General features: G+C 61.1%; 14 protein-coding genes. 6 read left to right on the forward strand and 8 right to left on the reverse strand.

Annotated features, from left to right (window positions below; genetic code table 11):
* Positions 1–130 precede the first annotated feature (130 nt).
* The gene (locus IB245_RS22430; protein WP_008036217.1) at positions 131–598 is read left to right on the forward strand and encodes a hypothetical protein; all 468 of its coding nucleotides are present in this window, start codon (positions 131–133) and stop codon (positions 596–598) included.
* Positions 599–661: 63 nt separating this feature from the next.
* Here IB245_RS22430 and IB245_RS22435 read toward each other — a convergent pair whose 3' ends face one another.
* Positions 662–1,765, reverse strand: coding sequence for an enoyl-CoA hydratase/isomerase family protein (locus IB245_RS22435; protein ID WP_192228689.1), 1,104 nt, complete (start codon positions 1,763–1,765; stop codon positions 662–664).
* A gap of 132 nt (positions 1,766–1,897) precedes the next feature.
* Here IB245_RS22435 and ung point away from each other — a divergent pair, with 132 nt between their 5' ends.
* Positions 1,898–2,590: a uracil-DNA glycosylase gene (gene ung, locus IB245_RS22440; RefSeq protein ID WP_192228690.1), complete on the forward strand. Its 693-nt coding sequence runs from the start codon at positions 1,898–1,900 to the stop codon at positions 2,588–2,590.
* A 113-nt stretch (positions 2,591–2,703) separates the two neighbouring features.
* On the opposite strand, the gene IB245_RS22445 is transcribed toward ung, so the two are convergent.
* From IB245_RS22445 to IB245_RS22460, 4 genes are read right to left on the reverse strand one after another with little or no spacing between them, the layout of a single operon-like run.
* A complete protein-coding gene (locus tag IB245_RS22445) occupies positions 2,704–3,744 on the reverse strand; it encodes an AbrB family transcriptional regulator (RefSeq protein WP_192228691.1) in 1,041 nt (346 codons plus the stop codon).
* Positions 3,737–5,251, reverse strand: coding sequence for a tripartite tricarboxylate transporter permease (locus tag IB245_RS22450; RefSeq protein WP_008034898.1), 1,515 nt, complete (start codon positions 5,249–5,251; stop codon positions 3,737–3,739). The genes IB245_RS22445 and IB245_RS22450 overlap by 8 nt, the downstream gene beginning before the upstream one ends.
* A 1-nt stretch (position 5,252) precedes the next feature.
* Positions 5,253–5,711 carry a tripartite tricarboxylate transporter TctB family protein gene (locus tag IB245_RS22455; RefSeq protein WP_008034905.1) on the reverse strand — a complete coding sequence of 153 codons (459 nt, stop codon included), beginning with the start codon at positions 5,709–5,711 and terminating at the stop codon, positions 5,253–5,255.
* Between the two features lie 58 nt (positions 5,712–5,769).
* Positions 5,770–6,747 carry a Bug family tripartite tricarboxylate transporter substrate binding protein gene (locus tag IB245_RS22460; RefSeq protein ID WP_008036010.1) on the reverse strand — a complete coding sequence of 326 codons (978 nt, stop codon included), beginning with the start codon at positions 6,745–6,747 and terminating at the stop codon, positions 5,770–5,772.
* A gap of 390 nt (positions 6,748–7,137) precedes the next feature.
* Here IB245_RS22460 and IB245_RS22465 point away from each other — a divergent pair, with 390 nt between their 5' ends.
* Positions 7,138–7,809, forward strand: coding sequence for a response regulator (locus IB245_RS22465; protein WP_008034908.1), 672 nt, complete (start codon positions 7,138–7,140; stop codon positions 7,807–7,809).
* Positions 7,802–9,190, forward strand: coding sequence for a sensor histidine kinase (locus IB245_RS22470; RefSeq protein WP_008036011.1), 1,389 nt, complete (start codon positions 7,802–7,804; stop codon positions 9,188–9,190). Before IB245_RS22465 ends, IB245_RS22470 begins: the two co-directional genes overlap by 8 nt.
* 79 nt (positions 9,191–9,269) lie before the next feature.
* Here the strand turns inward: IB245_RS22470 and IB245_RS22475 are convergent, their stop codons facing one another.
* Together IB245_RS22475 and IB245_RS22480 are read right to left on the reverse strand one after the other, a co-directional pair.
* Positions 9,270–10,091, reverse strand: coding sequence for an HDOD domain-containing protein (locus IB245_RS22475; RefSeq protein ID WP_008034910.1), 822 nt, complete (start codon positions 10,089–10,091; stop codon positions 9,270–9,272).
* 35 nt (positions 10,092–10,126) lie between these two features.
* A complete protein-coding gene (locus tag IB245_RS22480; protein WP_192228692.1) occupies positions 10,127–11,068 on the reverse strand; it encodes a YgfZ/GcvT domain-containing protein in 942 nt (313 codons plus the stop codon).
* Positions 11,069–11,218: 150 nt separating this feature from the next.
* Here IB245_RS22480 and IB245_RS22485 point away from each other — a divergent pair, with 150 nt between their 5' ends.
* The gene (locus IB245_RS22485) at positions 11,219–11,473 is read left to right on the forward strand and encodes a succinate dehydrogenase assembly factor 2 (RefSeq protein WP_007944081.1); all 255 of its coding nucleotides are present in this window, start codon (positions 11,219–11,221) and stop codon (positions 11,471–11,473) included.
* Complete coding sequence (locus IB245_RS22490; RefSeq protein WP_192228693.1) at positions 11,457–11,909, forward strand: protein YgfX; 453 nt, start codon at positions 11,457–11,459, stop codon at positions 11,907–11,909. Before IB245_RS22485 ends, IB245_RS22490 begins: the two co-directional genes overlap by 17 nt.
* Here the strand turns inward: IB245_RS22490 and nadB are convergent.
* Positions 11,878–13,494, reverse strand: a complete 1,617-nt coding sequence (gene nadB, locus IB245_RS22495) for an L-aspartate oxidase (RefSeq protein ID WP_008034915.1) — start codon at positions 13,492–13,494, stop codon at positions 11,878–11,880. The genes IB245_RS22490 and nadB overlap by 32 nt on opposite strands.
* Positions 13,495–13,614: the final 120 nt, after the last annotated feature.

The following is a 13,614-nucleotide window of genomic DNA, read 5'->3' on the forward strand; positions in this document are numbered from 1 at the left end:
GATGTTTCAACTTGTTTCAAGGGCGCACCGGATGTCGAAAACGATGTCTGATCTTTCGACAGTCATCGAATAATTGACTGTCGCTCGCCAGCGTCGCTGGTGTGGCTCACTCGCGGTCCAGGAGGCCGCCATGCTCTGTCGAAAACAGCTCCGCCCAATTCTTCTGATGGCTGTATTGGGATTGTCACTTGGCGCGTGCGTGCCTTATGCCGATGGAGGAGGCAGCTACTACAGTTCCGAGGTTTACACGTCCCCTGCGCCGTACTACTCAGATGGCGGGGGTTACTATTCCAGCGGCGGTTACTACACCTCGCCGCGCCGGTATTACTCACCGCCGGCCCGCTATTACCAGCCAACGCCGCGGTACTACCACCAGCCGCGGGTGTATCAACCGGCACCGCGTTATTACCAGCCTTCGCCACGAAGCGATTACCGGGCGCACCAGGGGCGCGGTTGGGACGGCAATGGCCGGGGCGGTTGGGATGGCCGTAACCGTGGCAATTGGAACAATGATTACCGTGGTGGCGGACGCAATCACGGTGGACGAGGTGACCACTACGGTCGCGGCGATCACTCTGGCCGAGGCAGCCACCGATAACATGAGTTGAATGCAATACCTGTGGGAGCGAGCAAGCCCGCTCCCACATTTCGTTTTGTGACCTTACAAATCCGCCAGCGGATGCCGACCTTCCCAGACCTTGCGAAAATGCGCCTCCACCACCGCATCCGGCACGTGATTGATATCAGGCCAATGCCAATGCGGTTTCTGGTCCTTGTCGATCAACCGCGCACGCACGCCTTCGCTGAACTCCGGATGCCGGCAGCAGTTGAGGCTCAAGGTGTATTCCATCTGAAAAACCTGAGCCAGCGACATATGCCGGGCGCGGGCGATCTGTTGCCAGACCAGATGAGCGGTCAGCGGCGAACCTTCACTCAGGGTCCGCGCCGCGCGGCTAAGTACCAGGTCCGTGCTATCACGCTGTTGGCTAATGGCTTTCCACGCGCAGCGCACATCACTGACGTCCAGCAATTCGTCGATCTGCTGGCGGCGCGGCAGCCACTGGGCTTCGGGCATTTTCGCCAGCGCTTCCTGCTGCAGGGCCTTGAGCAGGCTGTTGAGCTGCATCGGCGTCTGTTCCTGCCAGTTCAATTGCAGCAGGCCTTCGATCAGCTCTTCTTGCTGTTCATCGAGCAGGAAGCGGTCGGCCAAACCCAGATCGATCGCATCGCGCCCGTTCATGTGTGCGCCGGTCAGGCCGAGGAACAAACCGAGCTTGCCGGGCAGGCGCGACAGAAACCAACTGGCACCGACATCAGGATACAAACCAATGCTGATTTCCGGCATCGCCAAACGGCTGCTCGGCGTGACAATACGGATGTTCGCACCCTGCAGCAGGCCCATGCCGCCGCCGAGGACATAACCGTGACCCCAGCAGATAAGCGGTTTCGGGTAGGTGTGCAGGCTGAAGTCCAGCCGGTATTCCGCTGCGAAGAAAGTTGCGGCCAGCGGGGGCACTACGCCGGGGTGCGCGCGACACACTTCCACCAGGCTGCGCACTTCGCCACCGGCGCAAAAGGCCTTGGCGCCATGACCGCGCAATAGCACGCAGACGATTTGCGGATCCTTGGCCCAAGCGTCCAGTTGATCGCGCAGGGCGTTGATCATCGGCAAGGACAGGGCGTTCAGGGACTTTTCGGCATCCAGGCTGGCAACGCCGATGCGGGCGCCGTCGGTGCCGGTGAGTTCTTCGAAGTGCAGATTCATCGTGACCTCGATCGGGAATTTGAGCGTTCAGTATGATCGCAATGCAGGAAAGTGCCGGATCTGCGTCAGATCAATTGACAAGCGTGATGGGCTTTCCTAGGGTTCGCCCCATTGTTTTTGCCGGATGTAACCATGACTGCTGACGACCGTATCAAACTCGAACCGAGCTGGAAGGAGGCACTGCGTGCCGAATTCGACCAGCCCTACATGGCAGAGTTGCGCGATTTCCTGCAACAGGAGCGTGCGGCCGGCAAGGAGATTTATCCGCCGGGCCCGATGATTTTCAACGCGCTCAACTCGACGCCGCTGGACAAGGTCAAGGTCGTCATTCTCGGACAGGATCCGTATCACGGGCCAGGCCAGGCCCATGGCTTGTGCTTCTCGGTGCAACCGGGCGTGCCGGCGCCGCCGTCGCTGGTGAACATCTATAAAGAGTTGAAGCGCGACCTGAACATCGACATTCCCAATCACGGTTATCTGCAGAGCTGGGCCGATCAGGGCGTGTTGATGCTCAATACCACCATGACCGTCGAGCGCGCCAATGCCAATGCGCACAAGGACAAGGGCTGGCAGTTTTTTACCGACCGGATCATTGAAGTGGTCAGCCAACAGCAACCGCATCTGGTGTTCATGCTGTGGGGCGCCCATGCCCAGAGTAAACAGAAGCTGATCGACGCGACCAAGCATCTGGTGCTGACGTCGGTGCACCCGTCACCGCTGTCCGCTTATCGCGGTTTTCTCGGGTGCGGGCACTTCAGCCGGACCAACAAGTTTCTTGAGCAGAATGGCGAGACGCCGATTGAGTGGCGGTTGCCGCCAGTCTAAAAAGCTTCGCGGGCAAGCCTCGCTCCTACAGGATTTGTGTCGAGCATATAATTCACATACGACACAAATCCTGTAGGAGCGAGGCTTGCCCGCGAAAGGGGCGACTCGGTTTTTCAGTCTGAATCCGGATTCCGATTCCAATACTTGAACAACGGCTCCGCCAGAAACAACACAAACAACAACCGCATCACCTGCATCGCCGTCACCAGCGGCACCGACAATTGCAGGGTCTCCGCCGTCAGGCTCATCTCCGCAATCCCGCCGGGCATCATGCCCAGGGTCAGCGAACGCAAATCCAGATGTGTCAGCGCACTCAATCCCAAGGCTGCCGCCGTGGCGATCAACATGGTCAACACCGTACCAATCAACGTCCGCCCCATAAACGAGGGCGCACGCCGGAAAAACTGCCGATTGAAGTGGCAGCCCAAGCCACTGCCGATCAGCCATTGGCCAATCTGGCTAGCGCCGTTGGGCAAACCAATGTGCAGATCCCAACCAATGCTCACCGCCGCACTCACCAGCAACGGCCCGAACAGCCACGGGTTGGGTTGACGCAAACGTTCCCAAATCCACGCCGCCAAGGCGCCCGCCGGAAATAGAAGGGCCAGCCACCACCAGTTGACGGCCGTCGGATGAAAGACCTGCACGCCGTCGCCCAGCAAATACTTGAACGCCGCCGGTACGCAAAGCACCACCACCAGCACCCGCAGGCTTTGCCCGGCCGCTACGCGACTGAGCACCGCGCCATTGCGTGCGCCGAGGTTGACCATCTCCCCGGAGCCGCCGGGCATGCTGGAAAAGAATGCGGTGGCGCGATCCTCACCGGTACGGCGCATCAACCAGACCCCGACCACGGCGGACAGGCTGGTGATCAACGCACCGAAGAAGATCAGGCCAAAGTGGCTCAACACCTGCTCCATCACCACCGGGGTGAAGTGCAGGCCGATGCCGATGCCGACGACCCACTGGCCGACCTTGCGGCCGCCAGGGATTTCGGCCAATTGCCAGGGCGTCAGGCAACGCACGAGGATGATCGCCAGCAACGAGCCGACCATCCATGGCAGTGGCCAGCCGATCTGGCTGGCCAGGTAACCGCCCAGCGCGCCGACCAGCGGCGTACCCCACCAGGCCTTGAAGGGTGTTCGATCAGACATCGGCGACCGCGCGACGAGCTACCGAACGTTTGCGCCAGATCCGCAGGATCGGCACCAGCAACATCACCACGATCAACGCCCAGACACCCAGCGTGATCCCGCTCGACCAGAGAATCTCCAGCGAACCGTTGGAAATCGACAGTGCGCGGCGCAGATTCTGTTCCATCAAACCTCCGAGAATGAAGCCCAGCAAAACCGGCGACAACGGGAAATCCAGCTTGCGCAGAATGTAGCCGAAGATGCCGATGCCGATCATCAGGAACAGGTCGAAGGTGGTGGCATGCACCGCGAACACGCCGATGGCGGTGATGATTGCGATCATCGGCACCAGCGCCCAGTTCGGTACGGCGAGGATGCGGGTGAAGATGCGGATCATTGGAATGTTGAGGATCACCAGCATGATGTTGGCAATGAACAACGACGCGATCAGGCCCCAGACGATGTCCGGTTGCTGTTGGAACAACAGTGGGCCCGGCGTGATGTTGTACAGCGACAACGCACCGATCATCACCGCCGTCGTGCCCGAACCGGGAACGCCCAGGGTCAGCATCGGCACCAGCGCGCCGCAGGCTTCAGCACCGATGGCGGTTTCCGGAGCGGCCAGACCGCGCTTGTCGCCCTGTCCGAATTTGCCGCTTGGGCCAGCGATACGTTTCTCGGTCATGTAGGCCACGGCGCTGGCAAGTGTTGCACCGGCGCCAGGCAAAACGCCCATGATGAAACCCAGCACACCGCACCGCATGTTCACCCAGAACACCGACGCAGCTTCCTTGAAGTTGAACATCATGCGGCCGGTGGCTTTGAACGCTTCCTGGCCGCGATGGGTTTTTTCCAGCAGCAACAGAATCTCGCTGATGGAGAACAGGCCCAGCACCAACACCACGAACTGAATGCCGTCGGTGAGGTGGATGTTGTCGCCGGTGAAACGGTAGACACCGCTGTTGGCGTCGATGCCGACGGTCGACAGGAACAGGCCGATCAGCGCCGCAATAAAAGTCTTCAGCGGTCGATCACCGGCCATGCCGCCGAGGCAGACAATCGCGAACACCATCAGGACGAAATATTCCGCCGGACCGAAGGCAATCGCCCATTTCGCCAGGATCGGTGCGAACACCACCATCCCGCACGTGGCAATAAAGGCGCCGATGAACGAACTCCACGCCGACAGCGACAGCGCGACACCGGCCATGCCTTGGCGGGCCATCGGGTAGCCGTCGAGGGTGGTCATGACGGTGGACGCTTCGCCCGGAATGTTCAGCAGGATCGAACTGATCCGGCCGCCGTACTCACAACCCAGGTAAACCGCAGCCAGCAGGATCAGTGCCGATTCCGGTGGCAGCCCGAGGGCGAATGCAATCGGGATCAGCAACGCCACGCCGTTGATCGGACCGAGGCCGGGCAGCAGGCCGACGACGGTGCCGATCAGCGTGCCGCTGAGTGCGGTGACCAGGTTGTAAGGGGTCAGTGCGACGCCGAAGCCGTGACTCAAATAACCAAGCGTATCCATTTCAGTTCTCCAGAACGTCGAGCAGACCCAGAGGCAGCGGCACGTCCATCACTTTGTCGAACAGCAGGTACAGACCGATGCTCATCAGGCTGATGATCACTGCGCTTGGCAACCAGCGTCCGCCGTACAGGCGCGCCATCGGAATGCCGATCAAAATGCTGCTGAGGATGAAACCCAACGGTTCGAACAGGCCGGCGAACACCAGCAGCAGCACCACGCAGCGGCCGATCTTGTGGAGGGTTTCACGATCCAGCGGCGGGTCTTCTTCGGAGTGTTTGATCGGGGACGGGCGAAACACCATGTAGATCAAGCCCATTCCCATCAGCCCCAGCATCAGCAAGGGGAAGGCGCGAGGGCCGATCGGTTCGTAGGAAAAAGGCGCCTGGTAGGGCCAGGCCATCAGCACCAGGCTGGCGCAGGCCAGCAGCAGCACCGATGCGAAAATGCGTTGTACGAGCATGGGGAACTCCTGTGCCGCGACCCCGCAGTGCGGGGCCGCAGCCGCTAGACAGAGGCGATCACTGAATCAGGCCGAACTCTTTGGCCAGCACTTTGTAGTCCGCGACCTGCTTCTTCACGTAGGTGTCCAGTTCCGGGCCGGTCATGGCGAACGGAAAGAGTTCACGCTGATCGCGCAGCTTGGCGAAATCATCGGAAGCCAGCAGTTTGTCGAAGGAGTCTTTCCACCAGGCGTAGTCTTCATCGCTGACTTTTGGCCCGAGGTAGAAACCGCGAACCACTGGCCAGACGATGTCGTAGCCTTGCTCTTTGGCGGTCGGAATGTCTTTCATTTCCGGCTCGTCCAGGCGCTTATCGGAGAACACCGCCAGCAGGCGCATGTCGCCGCTCTGGATGTGCGGCATGGAGTCGGAGATGTCGGTGCTGCCGACCTGGATGTGGCCGCCGAGCAGGGCGGTGGCGATTTCGCCGCCACCTTCGAGGGCGACGTAACGCAGATCGCGCGGGTTGATCCCGGCGGCCTTGGCGATCAACGCGGTTTGCATCCAGTCCTGGCTGCCGACGGTGCCGCCGGAACCGATCACCACTTTGCTTGGATCTTTCTTCAGCGCCTGAACGAGATCGTCGAGGGTCTTGTAAGGCGAATCGCTTTTCACCGCGATGGCGCCGTAGCTGGTGCCGACCGCTGCCAGCCAGCGCACGTTGGTTTCATCGAAGCGACCGAACTTGCCCTGGGCCAGGTTCAGCAACGAGCCGCTGGACCACGCCACGAGCGTGCCGGCATCGGCCGGACGCTGAGCGACCACCGCGTTGTACGCCACTGCGCCGACGCCGCCGGGCATGTAGGTCACGCGCATCGGTTTGCTCAGCAGTTTCTCGTTCATCAGCGCGCTTTGCGCCAGTTTGCAGGTCAGGTCGAAACCGCCGCCGGGCGAGGCCGGGGCGATGCATTCCGGGCGCTTGGGCTCGGCCATCAGTTGGCCGGCAAACAGCATGCAGCTGGCGGCGAGGGCGAAACGGCGCAGTGATCGATTCATTATTGTCTCCACGGGAGTTGTTGTTTTTGGGGATGTTTCAGGTGCGGCAGTTTCGCGTCGCGCAGCCGGTGATGGCGCTGACAAACGTAAACGACGGGAATTGAAAAAAGAGATGAGGCGGGCAAACCTGGAGCTGTGTGGACAGCATGGCGAAGTACCTCGTTATTGTTCTTATTGGCGAAAACGCATCGAGGCGTTTTTCGGGAGCTACATTTCAAAGCGTGGGAGATGTCTTACAGACGAAACCATCCGTGGGCCGACTCTAACGGTCGAACCTTTCACTAACCTTTCAGTGGACTTTCACGGTTTTCGGGCTTCACAGCGGCGGATGCGGCTGTAAACTCCGCGCCAAAGAATGGCGTCGAACATCCCTGAATGAGGTAAAGATCCATGCGTGTTCTGCTCGTCGAAGACCATCTGCAACTCGCCGACAGTGTCGCCCAGGCGCTCAAGAGCACCGGGCTGACCGTGGATGTGCTGCACGACGGCGTGGCCGCCGACCTGGCGCTGAGCAGCGAGGAATACGCCATGGCGATCCTCGATGTCGGCCTGCCGCGCATGGATGGCTTCGAGGTGCTGGCGCGCTTGCGGGCCCGGGGCAAGAACCTGCCGGTGCTGATGCTGACCGCCCGCAGCGACGTCAAGGATCGCGTGCATGGCTTGAACCTCGGCGCTGACGATTACCTGGCCAAACCGTTCGAACTGACCGAGCTCGAAGCCCGGGTCAAAGCCTTGCTGCGTCGCAGTGTGCTCGGCGGCGAACGTCAGCAGACCTGCGGCGTGCTGGCTTACGATCTGGACACCCGACGCTTCACCCTCGGCGACGAATTGCTGACCCTGACCTCCCGCGAACAAGCAGTGCTCGAAGCGCTGATTGCGCGTCCCGGTCGGGTGATGAGCAAGGAGCAACTGGCTGCCCAAGTGTTTGGTCTCGACGAAGAGGCCAGCCCTGACGCCATCGAAATCTACGTCCACCGCTTGCGCAAGAAACTCGACGGCCAACCGGTCGCGATCGTGACGTTCCGCGGCCTCGGCTATTTGCTGGAAAGCCGCGATGCATAAGCCCAGCAGCTTGCGCTGGCGGTTGCTGTGGAACCTCGCGCTGTTGCTGGTGGTGTTGATGCTGGCCAGTGGATTGAGCGCGTACTGGAATGGTCGCGAAGCCGCCGACACCGCGTATGACCGGACCTTGCTGGCTTCGGCGCGAACCATCGCCGCCGGGGTGTCCCAGCGTGACGGAACCCTCAGTGCCGATGTGCCTTACGTGGCGCTGGATACGTTTGCCTACGACAGTGCCGGGCGAATTTTTTACCTGGTCAACGACATTCACCAGAACCTGATTTCCGGCTACGAAAACCTTCCCGCTCCACCACCGGGAACGCCGCGCACCGATGACTATCCGGCGCTTGCCCGTTTCTACAACGCGACGTATCGGGGGCAGAACGTGCGGGTGGTCAGCCTGCTCAAACCCGTGAGCGAGCCGAACATGAACGGCATGGCGGAAATTCGCGTGGCGGAAACCGACGAGGCACGCGTCAGCATGGCCCGTAGCCTGGCGGCAGACACGTTGTTGCGGCTGGGCATGCTGGCGGTCGGCGCGTTGCTGATGGTGTGGTTTGCGGTGAGTGCCGCGTTGCGTCCATTGGAACGCTTGCGCACGGCGGTGGAAGAGCGCCAGTCCGATGACTTGCGGCCGCTGCCGCTGGTGGAGGTGCAGCGAGAATTGTGGCCGTTGGTGCGTGCGCTCAATCACTTTACCGAGCGCCTGCGCGGGCAGTTCGAGCGTCAGGCGCAGTTCATTGCCGATGCTGCGCATGAACTGCGCACGCCGCTGGCGGCGCTCAAGGCGCGACTTGAACTCGGCCTGCGTTCGGGCGAGCCCGAAACCTGGCGCAACACGCTGGAAACGGCAGCGCAAGGCACGGATCGTTTGACCCATCTGGCCAACCAATTGCTGTCGCTGGCGCGTGTCGAAAACGGTGCCCGGGCGATCGCCGAGGGCGGTGCGCAATTACTCGATCTGAGTCAGCTGGCCCGGGAACTGGGCATGGCGATGGCGCCGCTGGCCCATGCCCGCGGCGTGGCGCTGGCGCTGGAAGCCGACGAACCGGTGTGGCTGCGCGGTGAGCCGACGCTGCTGAACGAGCTGTTGAGCAATCTGGTGGACAACGCGCTGGCCCATACGCCGCCCGGTGGCAATGTGATCCTGCGGGTTTCGGCGCCGGCGGTGCTGGAGGTCGAGGACGATGGGCCGGGGATTCCGCTGGAAGAGCGTGATCGGGTGTTCGAGCGCTTCTATCGGCGCAACCAGCAGGTGGCCGGGTCGGGGTTGGGGTTGGCGATTGTCGGCGAGATCTGCCGCGCGCATCTGGCACAGATCAGCCTGCACGATGGCGAGCAGGCGGGGTTGAAGGTGCGGGTGAGTTTTATCGCGGGAGAATAATGGTGGCATCTTCGCGGGCAAGCCTCGCTCCTACAAGATCGATGATGACCTGTAGGAGCGAGGCTTGCCCGCGAAGTTTTTAATAGAACATCGACCGCGATTCTTCCAGATCCCTGCACATCGACTCATTCTCCGGGTCGATTCCCAGCTTCTTGAAGGCCGGCACGCCGAGCGGGTCGATACGGGCGATGGGGTGGTCGGTGTCCTTGTGGCAATACAAACTGGCCACTTGCACCAGATCCACGTAGTCGACGCGCTCGGACTCGCGCTTGAAGTCCAGATACAGCCCCGGCACCTGTACCAGCATTTCCGGAAACTCCCAGACCCTGAGCAGTTTGTCGCCGAGCAGCGGGTGAATGTGGTCGATCACATGGTTCAGGCTGACCGGGTCCGACAGCAGCTCGTAGTGGTCTTCGGCGTAGGTCAGGATCGGCAGTACACCAATCTGATGCACCAGTCCGCCCAGCGCCGCCTGATCGGGCTTGAGCTGCGTGTAACTGCGGCACAGCGCGTAGCTGACCCCGGCGATTTCCAGGCTTTTGCGCCAGACATCGCGCATCTTTTTCTCCACCACGTCAGAGCGCGCATGGAAAATCTGCTCCATGACCAGACCGATGGCCAGGTTGCTGCTGTAATTGACGCCCAGGCGCGTGATTGCCGTGTGCAAGTCAGTGACTTCCTGGGTCGCGCGCAGCAGCGGGCTATTGACCACTTTGATCAGTCGCGCCGACAGCGCCGTATCACGGCCAATCACTTTACTCAGGGTGCTGACACTTATTTCCGGGTCTTCAGCGGCCTTGCGAATCTGCAGGGCCACTTCCGGCAACGTTGGCAGAACCAGGTCATCGTTATCGATGGCCTCAACCAAATCCTGTTGGACCTTATCCGCCAAATCGCTCATTTCTTTTCTCTAGGGTGTTGCAACAAGTACTGCTGTTAACGCTGGATCTCGCGATCGCGATCCAGTTCATAAGGCAAATCAAGCAGATGCAGGGCCGGCCCTTCGATCGCGCCGAGATGGACGTCGCCACCTTCCGCCGCTTCGGCTTGCAAGACGGCCAGGAGTTCAATGTTTTGTCCGGCGTGTGCGGCAATCACCACTTCGCCGATGGAACTGCCGTGTGTCGGGGAAAACAAGGGTGTACCGGGTTCAGGCAATGCACTGGCGTCCAGCTTCAGACGATACAAGCGGCGCTTGAGTTTGCCCAGGTACTGCATCCGCGCAACGATTTCCTGGCCGGTGTAGCAACCTTTCTTGAAGCTCACGCCGCCGACGGCCTGCAGATTGAGCATCTGCGGAATGAACAATTCGCGTGTGCCCGGCATCACCTGGCCGATCCCTGCGCGGACCTGACCCAGCAGCCATTGATTGAGATCGCCCTCGGTCAGCAAAGCAGATAACCGGCCCTTGATGACGTCGGCCTGATCGGCGGCAACCCAGAGTTCGGCGCGGTCCGGTGAAACGCGGATGGCTATCAATCCGTCATTGCGCGCCACGCTGTCGGTGTCCGCCGGCAGTTCGAGGCCCAGGGCGATCAGGGCGGCATCGCCATGGTCAACACCGAAGCGGACCCAGGCAGCGCTTTCATCGGTCAATTTCGATTTGGAGAACACCGCGTACTTCTTCAAGTCCGCCAGTTGCGGCTCCAGCAGCTCGGTGGCCATGGCCATGAGCACGCCATCACCTTGCAGCAGAATGCGGAAGCTCGATTGCATCCGGCCTTTCTGGGTGCAGCGCGCGCCGAGGCTGGCCTGGGTGTCGCTCAGGTAATTGAGGTTGCAGGTCAGTTGGCCTTGCAGAAATTTGCTGGCATCCGCGCCGCGGACCGCGAGAACGCCTTCGTGAGACAGGGTGCAGAAAAAAGCAGAATCGGCCATGGGAGATCGCAGGGTAAAAGAGTCTGGGGGACATCATAAGGGGGCGCCCATGAAATGGGTAGTTCACAAAAGGTCGACAGTGCCCGACCAAAGCCGACTGTTCGATGGTGTCCGGGGCTGTATACTTGCCGCCTATTTGAGGAGCGCTCCATGGTCGAAGATGTTGAACTGAATCGCCTCTACTGGCACAGCCGCCGCGGCATGCTTGAACTTGACGTGTTGCTGGTGCCGTTCGTGAAAGAGGTCTACCCGCACCTCAATGATGTCGACCGCGATTGCTACCGCAAGCTGCTCGAATGCGAAGATCAGGACATGTTCGGCTGGTTCATGGAACGTGCCGAGTCGGAAGATCCGGAGCTGCAGCGCATGGTTCGCATGATCCTGGATCGTGTCCAGCCCAAGTAATGCGTTCGAATGCCGCTGGCATGCCTCTGGGCAGTTGCTGGCGGCGTATCTGTTGACCCAGCTGTTCGCGCTGGGTGCGTTGTTTCTGCTTGCCATGCCGGTCTGGGCCAGTCTGCTCGGCGCTGCTTGCTGCCTGGCTCATGGCGTTTGGGCATTGCCACGCCAGATTTTACTGACACACCCACAGGCGTTTCGCGGCTTGCGTCGCGATGCGGATGGCTGGCAGTTGTGGAATCAGGCGGCCGGTTGGCAGGCGGTTCAGCTACGGCCGGACAGCCTCGCGCTGCCGCTGGTCGTCGTCCTGCGTTTTCGCCTGCAGGGCGAGCGGCGGGTCCGGGCGATCTGTGTGCCCAGGGATTCGCAGGCGGCGGATGTGCACCGACGCCTGCGGGTTCGGCTCACGTTCAGTCGGCGTAGGTGGGCGGCACCAGAATAGTGTCCAGCGCCTCCGGCAGCAGGTTCGGGTAGTCGAGGGTGTAATGCAGGCCGCGACTTTCCTTGCGTTCCATGGCTGACTGAATCATCAGTTCCGCCACTTGGGCCAGGTTACGCAGCTCGATCAAATCCCGGCTGACCTTGTAGTTACTGTAGAACTCGTCGATTTCGTCCAGCAACAGCCGCACGCGGTGCTGGGCACGTTGCAGGCGCTTGTTGGTGCGCACAATGCCGACGTAGTCCCACATGAATCGCCGCAGTTCATCCCAGTTGTGCGCAATGATCACGTCTTCATCCGAGTCGGTGACCTGGCTGGCATCCCAGACGGGCAGGGCGACCGGAATCGAAACCTGCGGCAGCTGCTCGAGAATGTCTTCCGCTGCCGAGCGTGCGTAAACGAAACATTCCAGCAGCGAGTTGCTGGCCATGCGGTTGGCGCCGTGCAGGCCGGTGAAACTGGTTTCGCCAATTGCATACAGCCCCGGTACGTCGGTGCGGCCCTGCTGATCGACCATCACGCCGCCGCAGGTGTAGTGCGCCGCGGGAACCACCGGAATCGGTTGCTTGGTGATGTCGATGGAAAACTCCAGGCAACGCTCGTACACCGTCGGGAAGTGCGTCTTGATGAACGCTTCCGGCTTGTGACTGATGTCCAGATAAACGCAATCGACACCCAGGCGCTTCATCTCATGGTCGATGGCCCGGGCAACGATGTCCCGTGGCGCCAGTTCGGCGCGCGGGTCGAATCGCTGCATGAAGCGTTCGCCATTGGGCAGCTTCAGGTGCGCACCTTCACCGCGCAGGGCTTCGGTGATCAGGAAACTCTTGGCTTGCGGGTGATACAGGCACGTCGGGTGAAACTGGTTGAACTCCAGGTTCGCCACCCGGCAGCCCGAACGCCAGGCCATGGCGATGCCATCACCGCAGGCGCCGTCGGGGTTGCTGGTATAGAGGTAGACCTTGGCGGCACCGCCGGACGCGAGGATCACGAAGCGTGCGCCGTAGGTGTCGACTTCCCCGGTGCCGCGGTTGAGCACGTAGGCGCCGAGGCAGCGGTCGCCTTCAAGGCCCAGGCGCTTCTCGGTGATCAGATCGACGGCGACCCGCTGTTCCAGCAACTCGATGTTGGGCCGTTGTCTGGCTTTGTCGAGCAGGGTTCTGAAAATCGCTGCGCCGGTGGCATCGGCGGCGTGAATGATGCGCCGATGGCTGTGACCGCCTTCGCGGGTCAGGTGAAACTCGAAACCGCCATCTTCGGTGCCGGATTGTTCATCGCGGGTGAACGGCACGCCTTGATCGATCAGCCATTGAATGGCCTCTTTGCTGTGCTCGACGGTGAAGCGCACGGCGTCTTCGTGGCACAGGCCACCGCCGGCATTCAGGGTGTCATCGACGTGGGATTCAACGGTATCGGTGTCATCCAGCACGGCAGCGACACCGCCCTGGGCCCAGAAGGTCGAGCCATTGGCGAGGTCGCCTTTGCTCAGTACGGCAATGCGCAAATGATCGGGCAAGGTCAGCGCAAGGCTCAAACCGGCAGCACCGCTGCCAATCACCAGAACATCGTGTTGAAACTGTTGGCTCATTTCAGGATTCCGCTCAAAGCGACCCGGGTCGGGGTTGGCGCATGACTCCCGCAACGGCGAGTCAAGGCGGCCACACAGCGCACTAGTATATAGAGGGGGGGAGCGGCACAATAGCCGAGG

The sequence above is a fragment of the Pseudomonas sp. PDM02 genome (assembly GCF_014852285.1).
Lineage (GTDB): Bacteria > Pseudomonadota > Gammaproteobacteria > Pseudomonadales > Pseudomonadaceae > Aquipseudomonas > Aquipseudomonas migulae.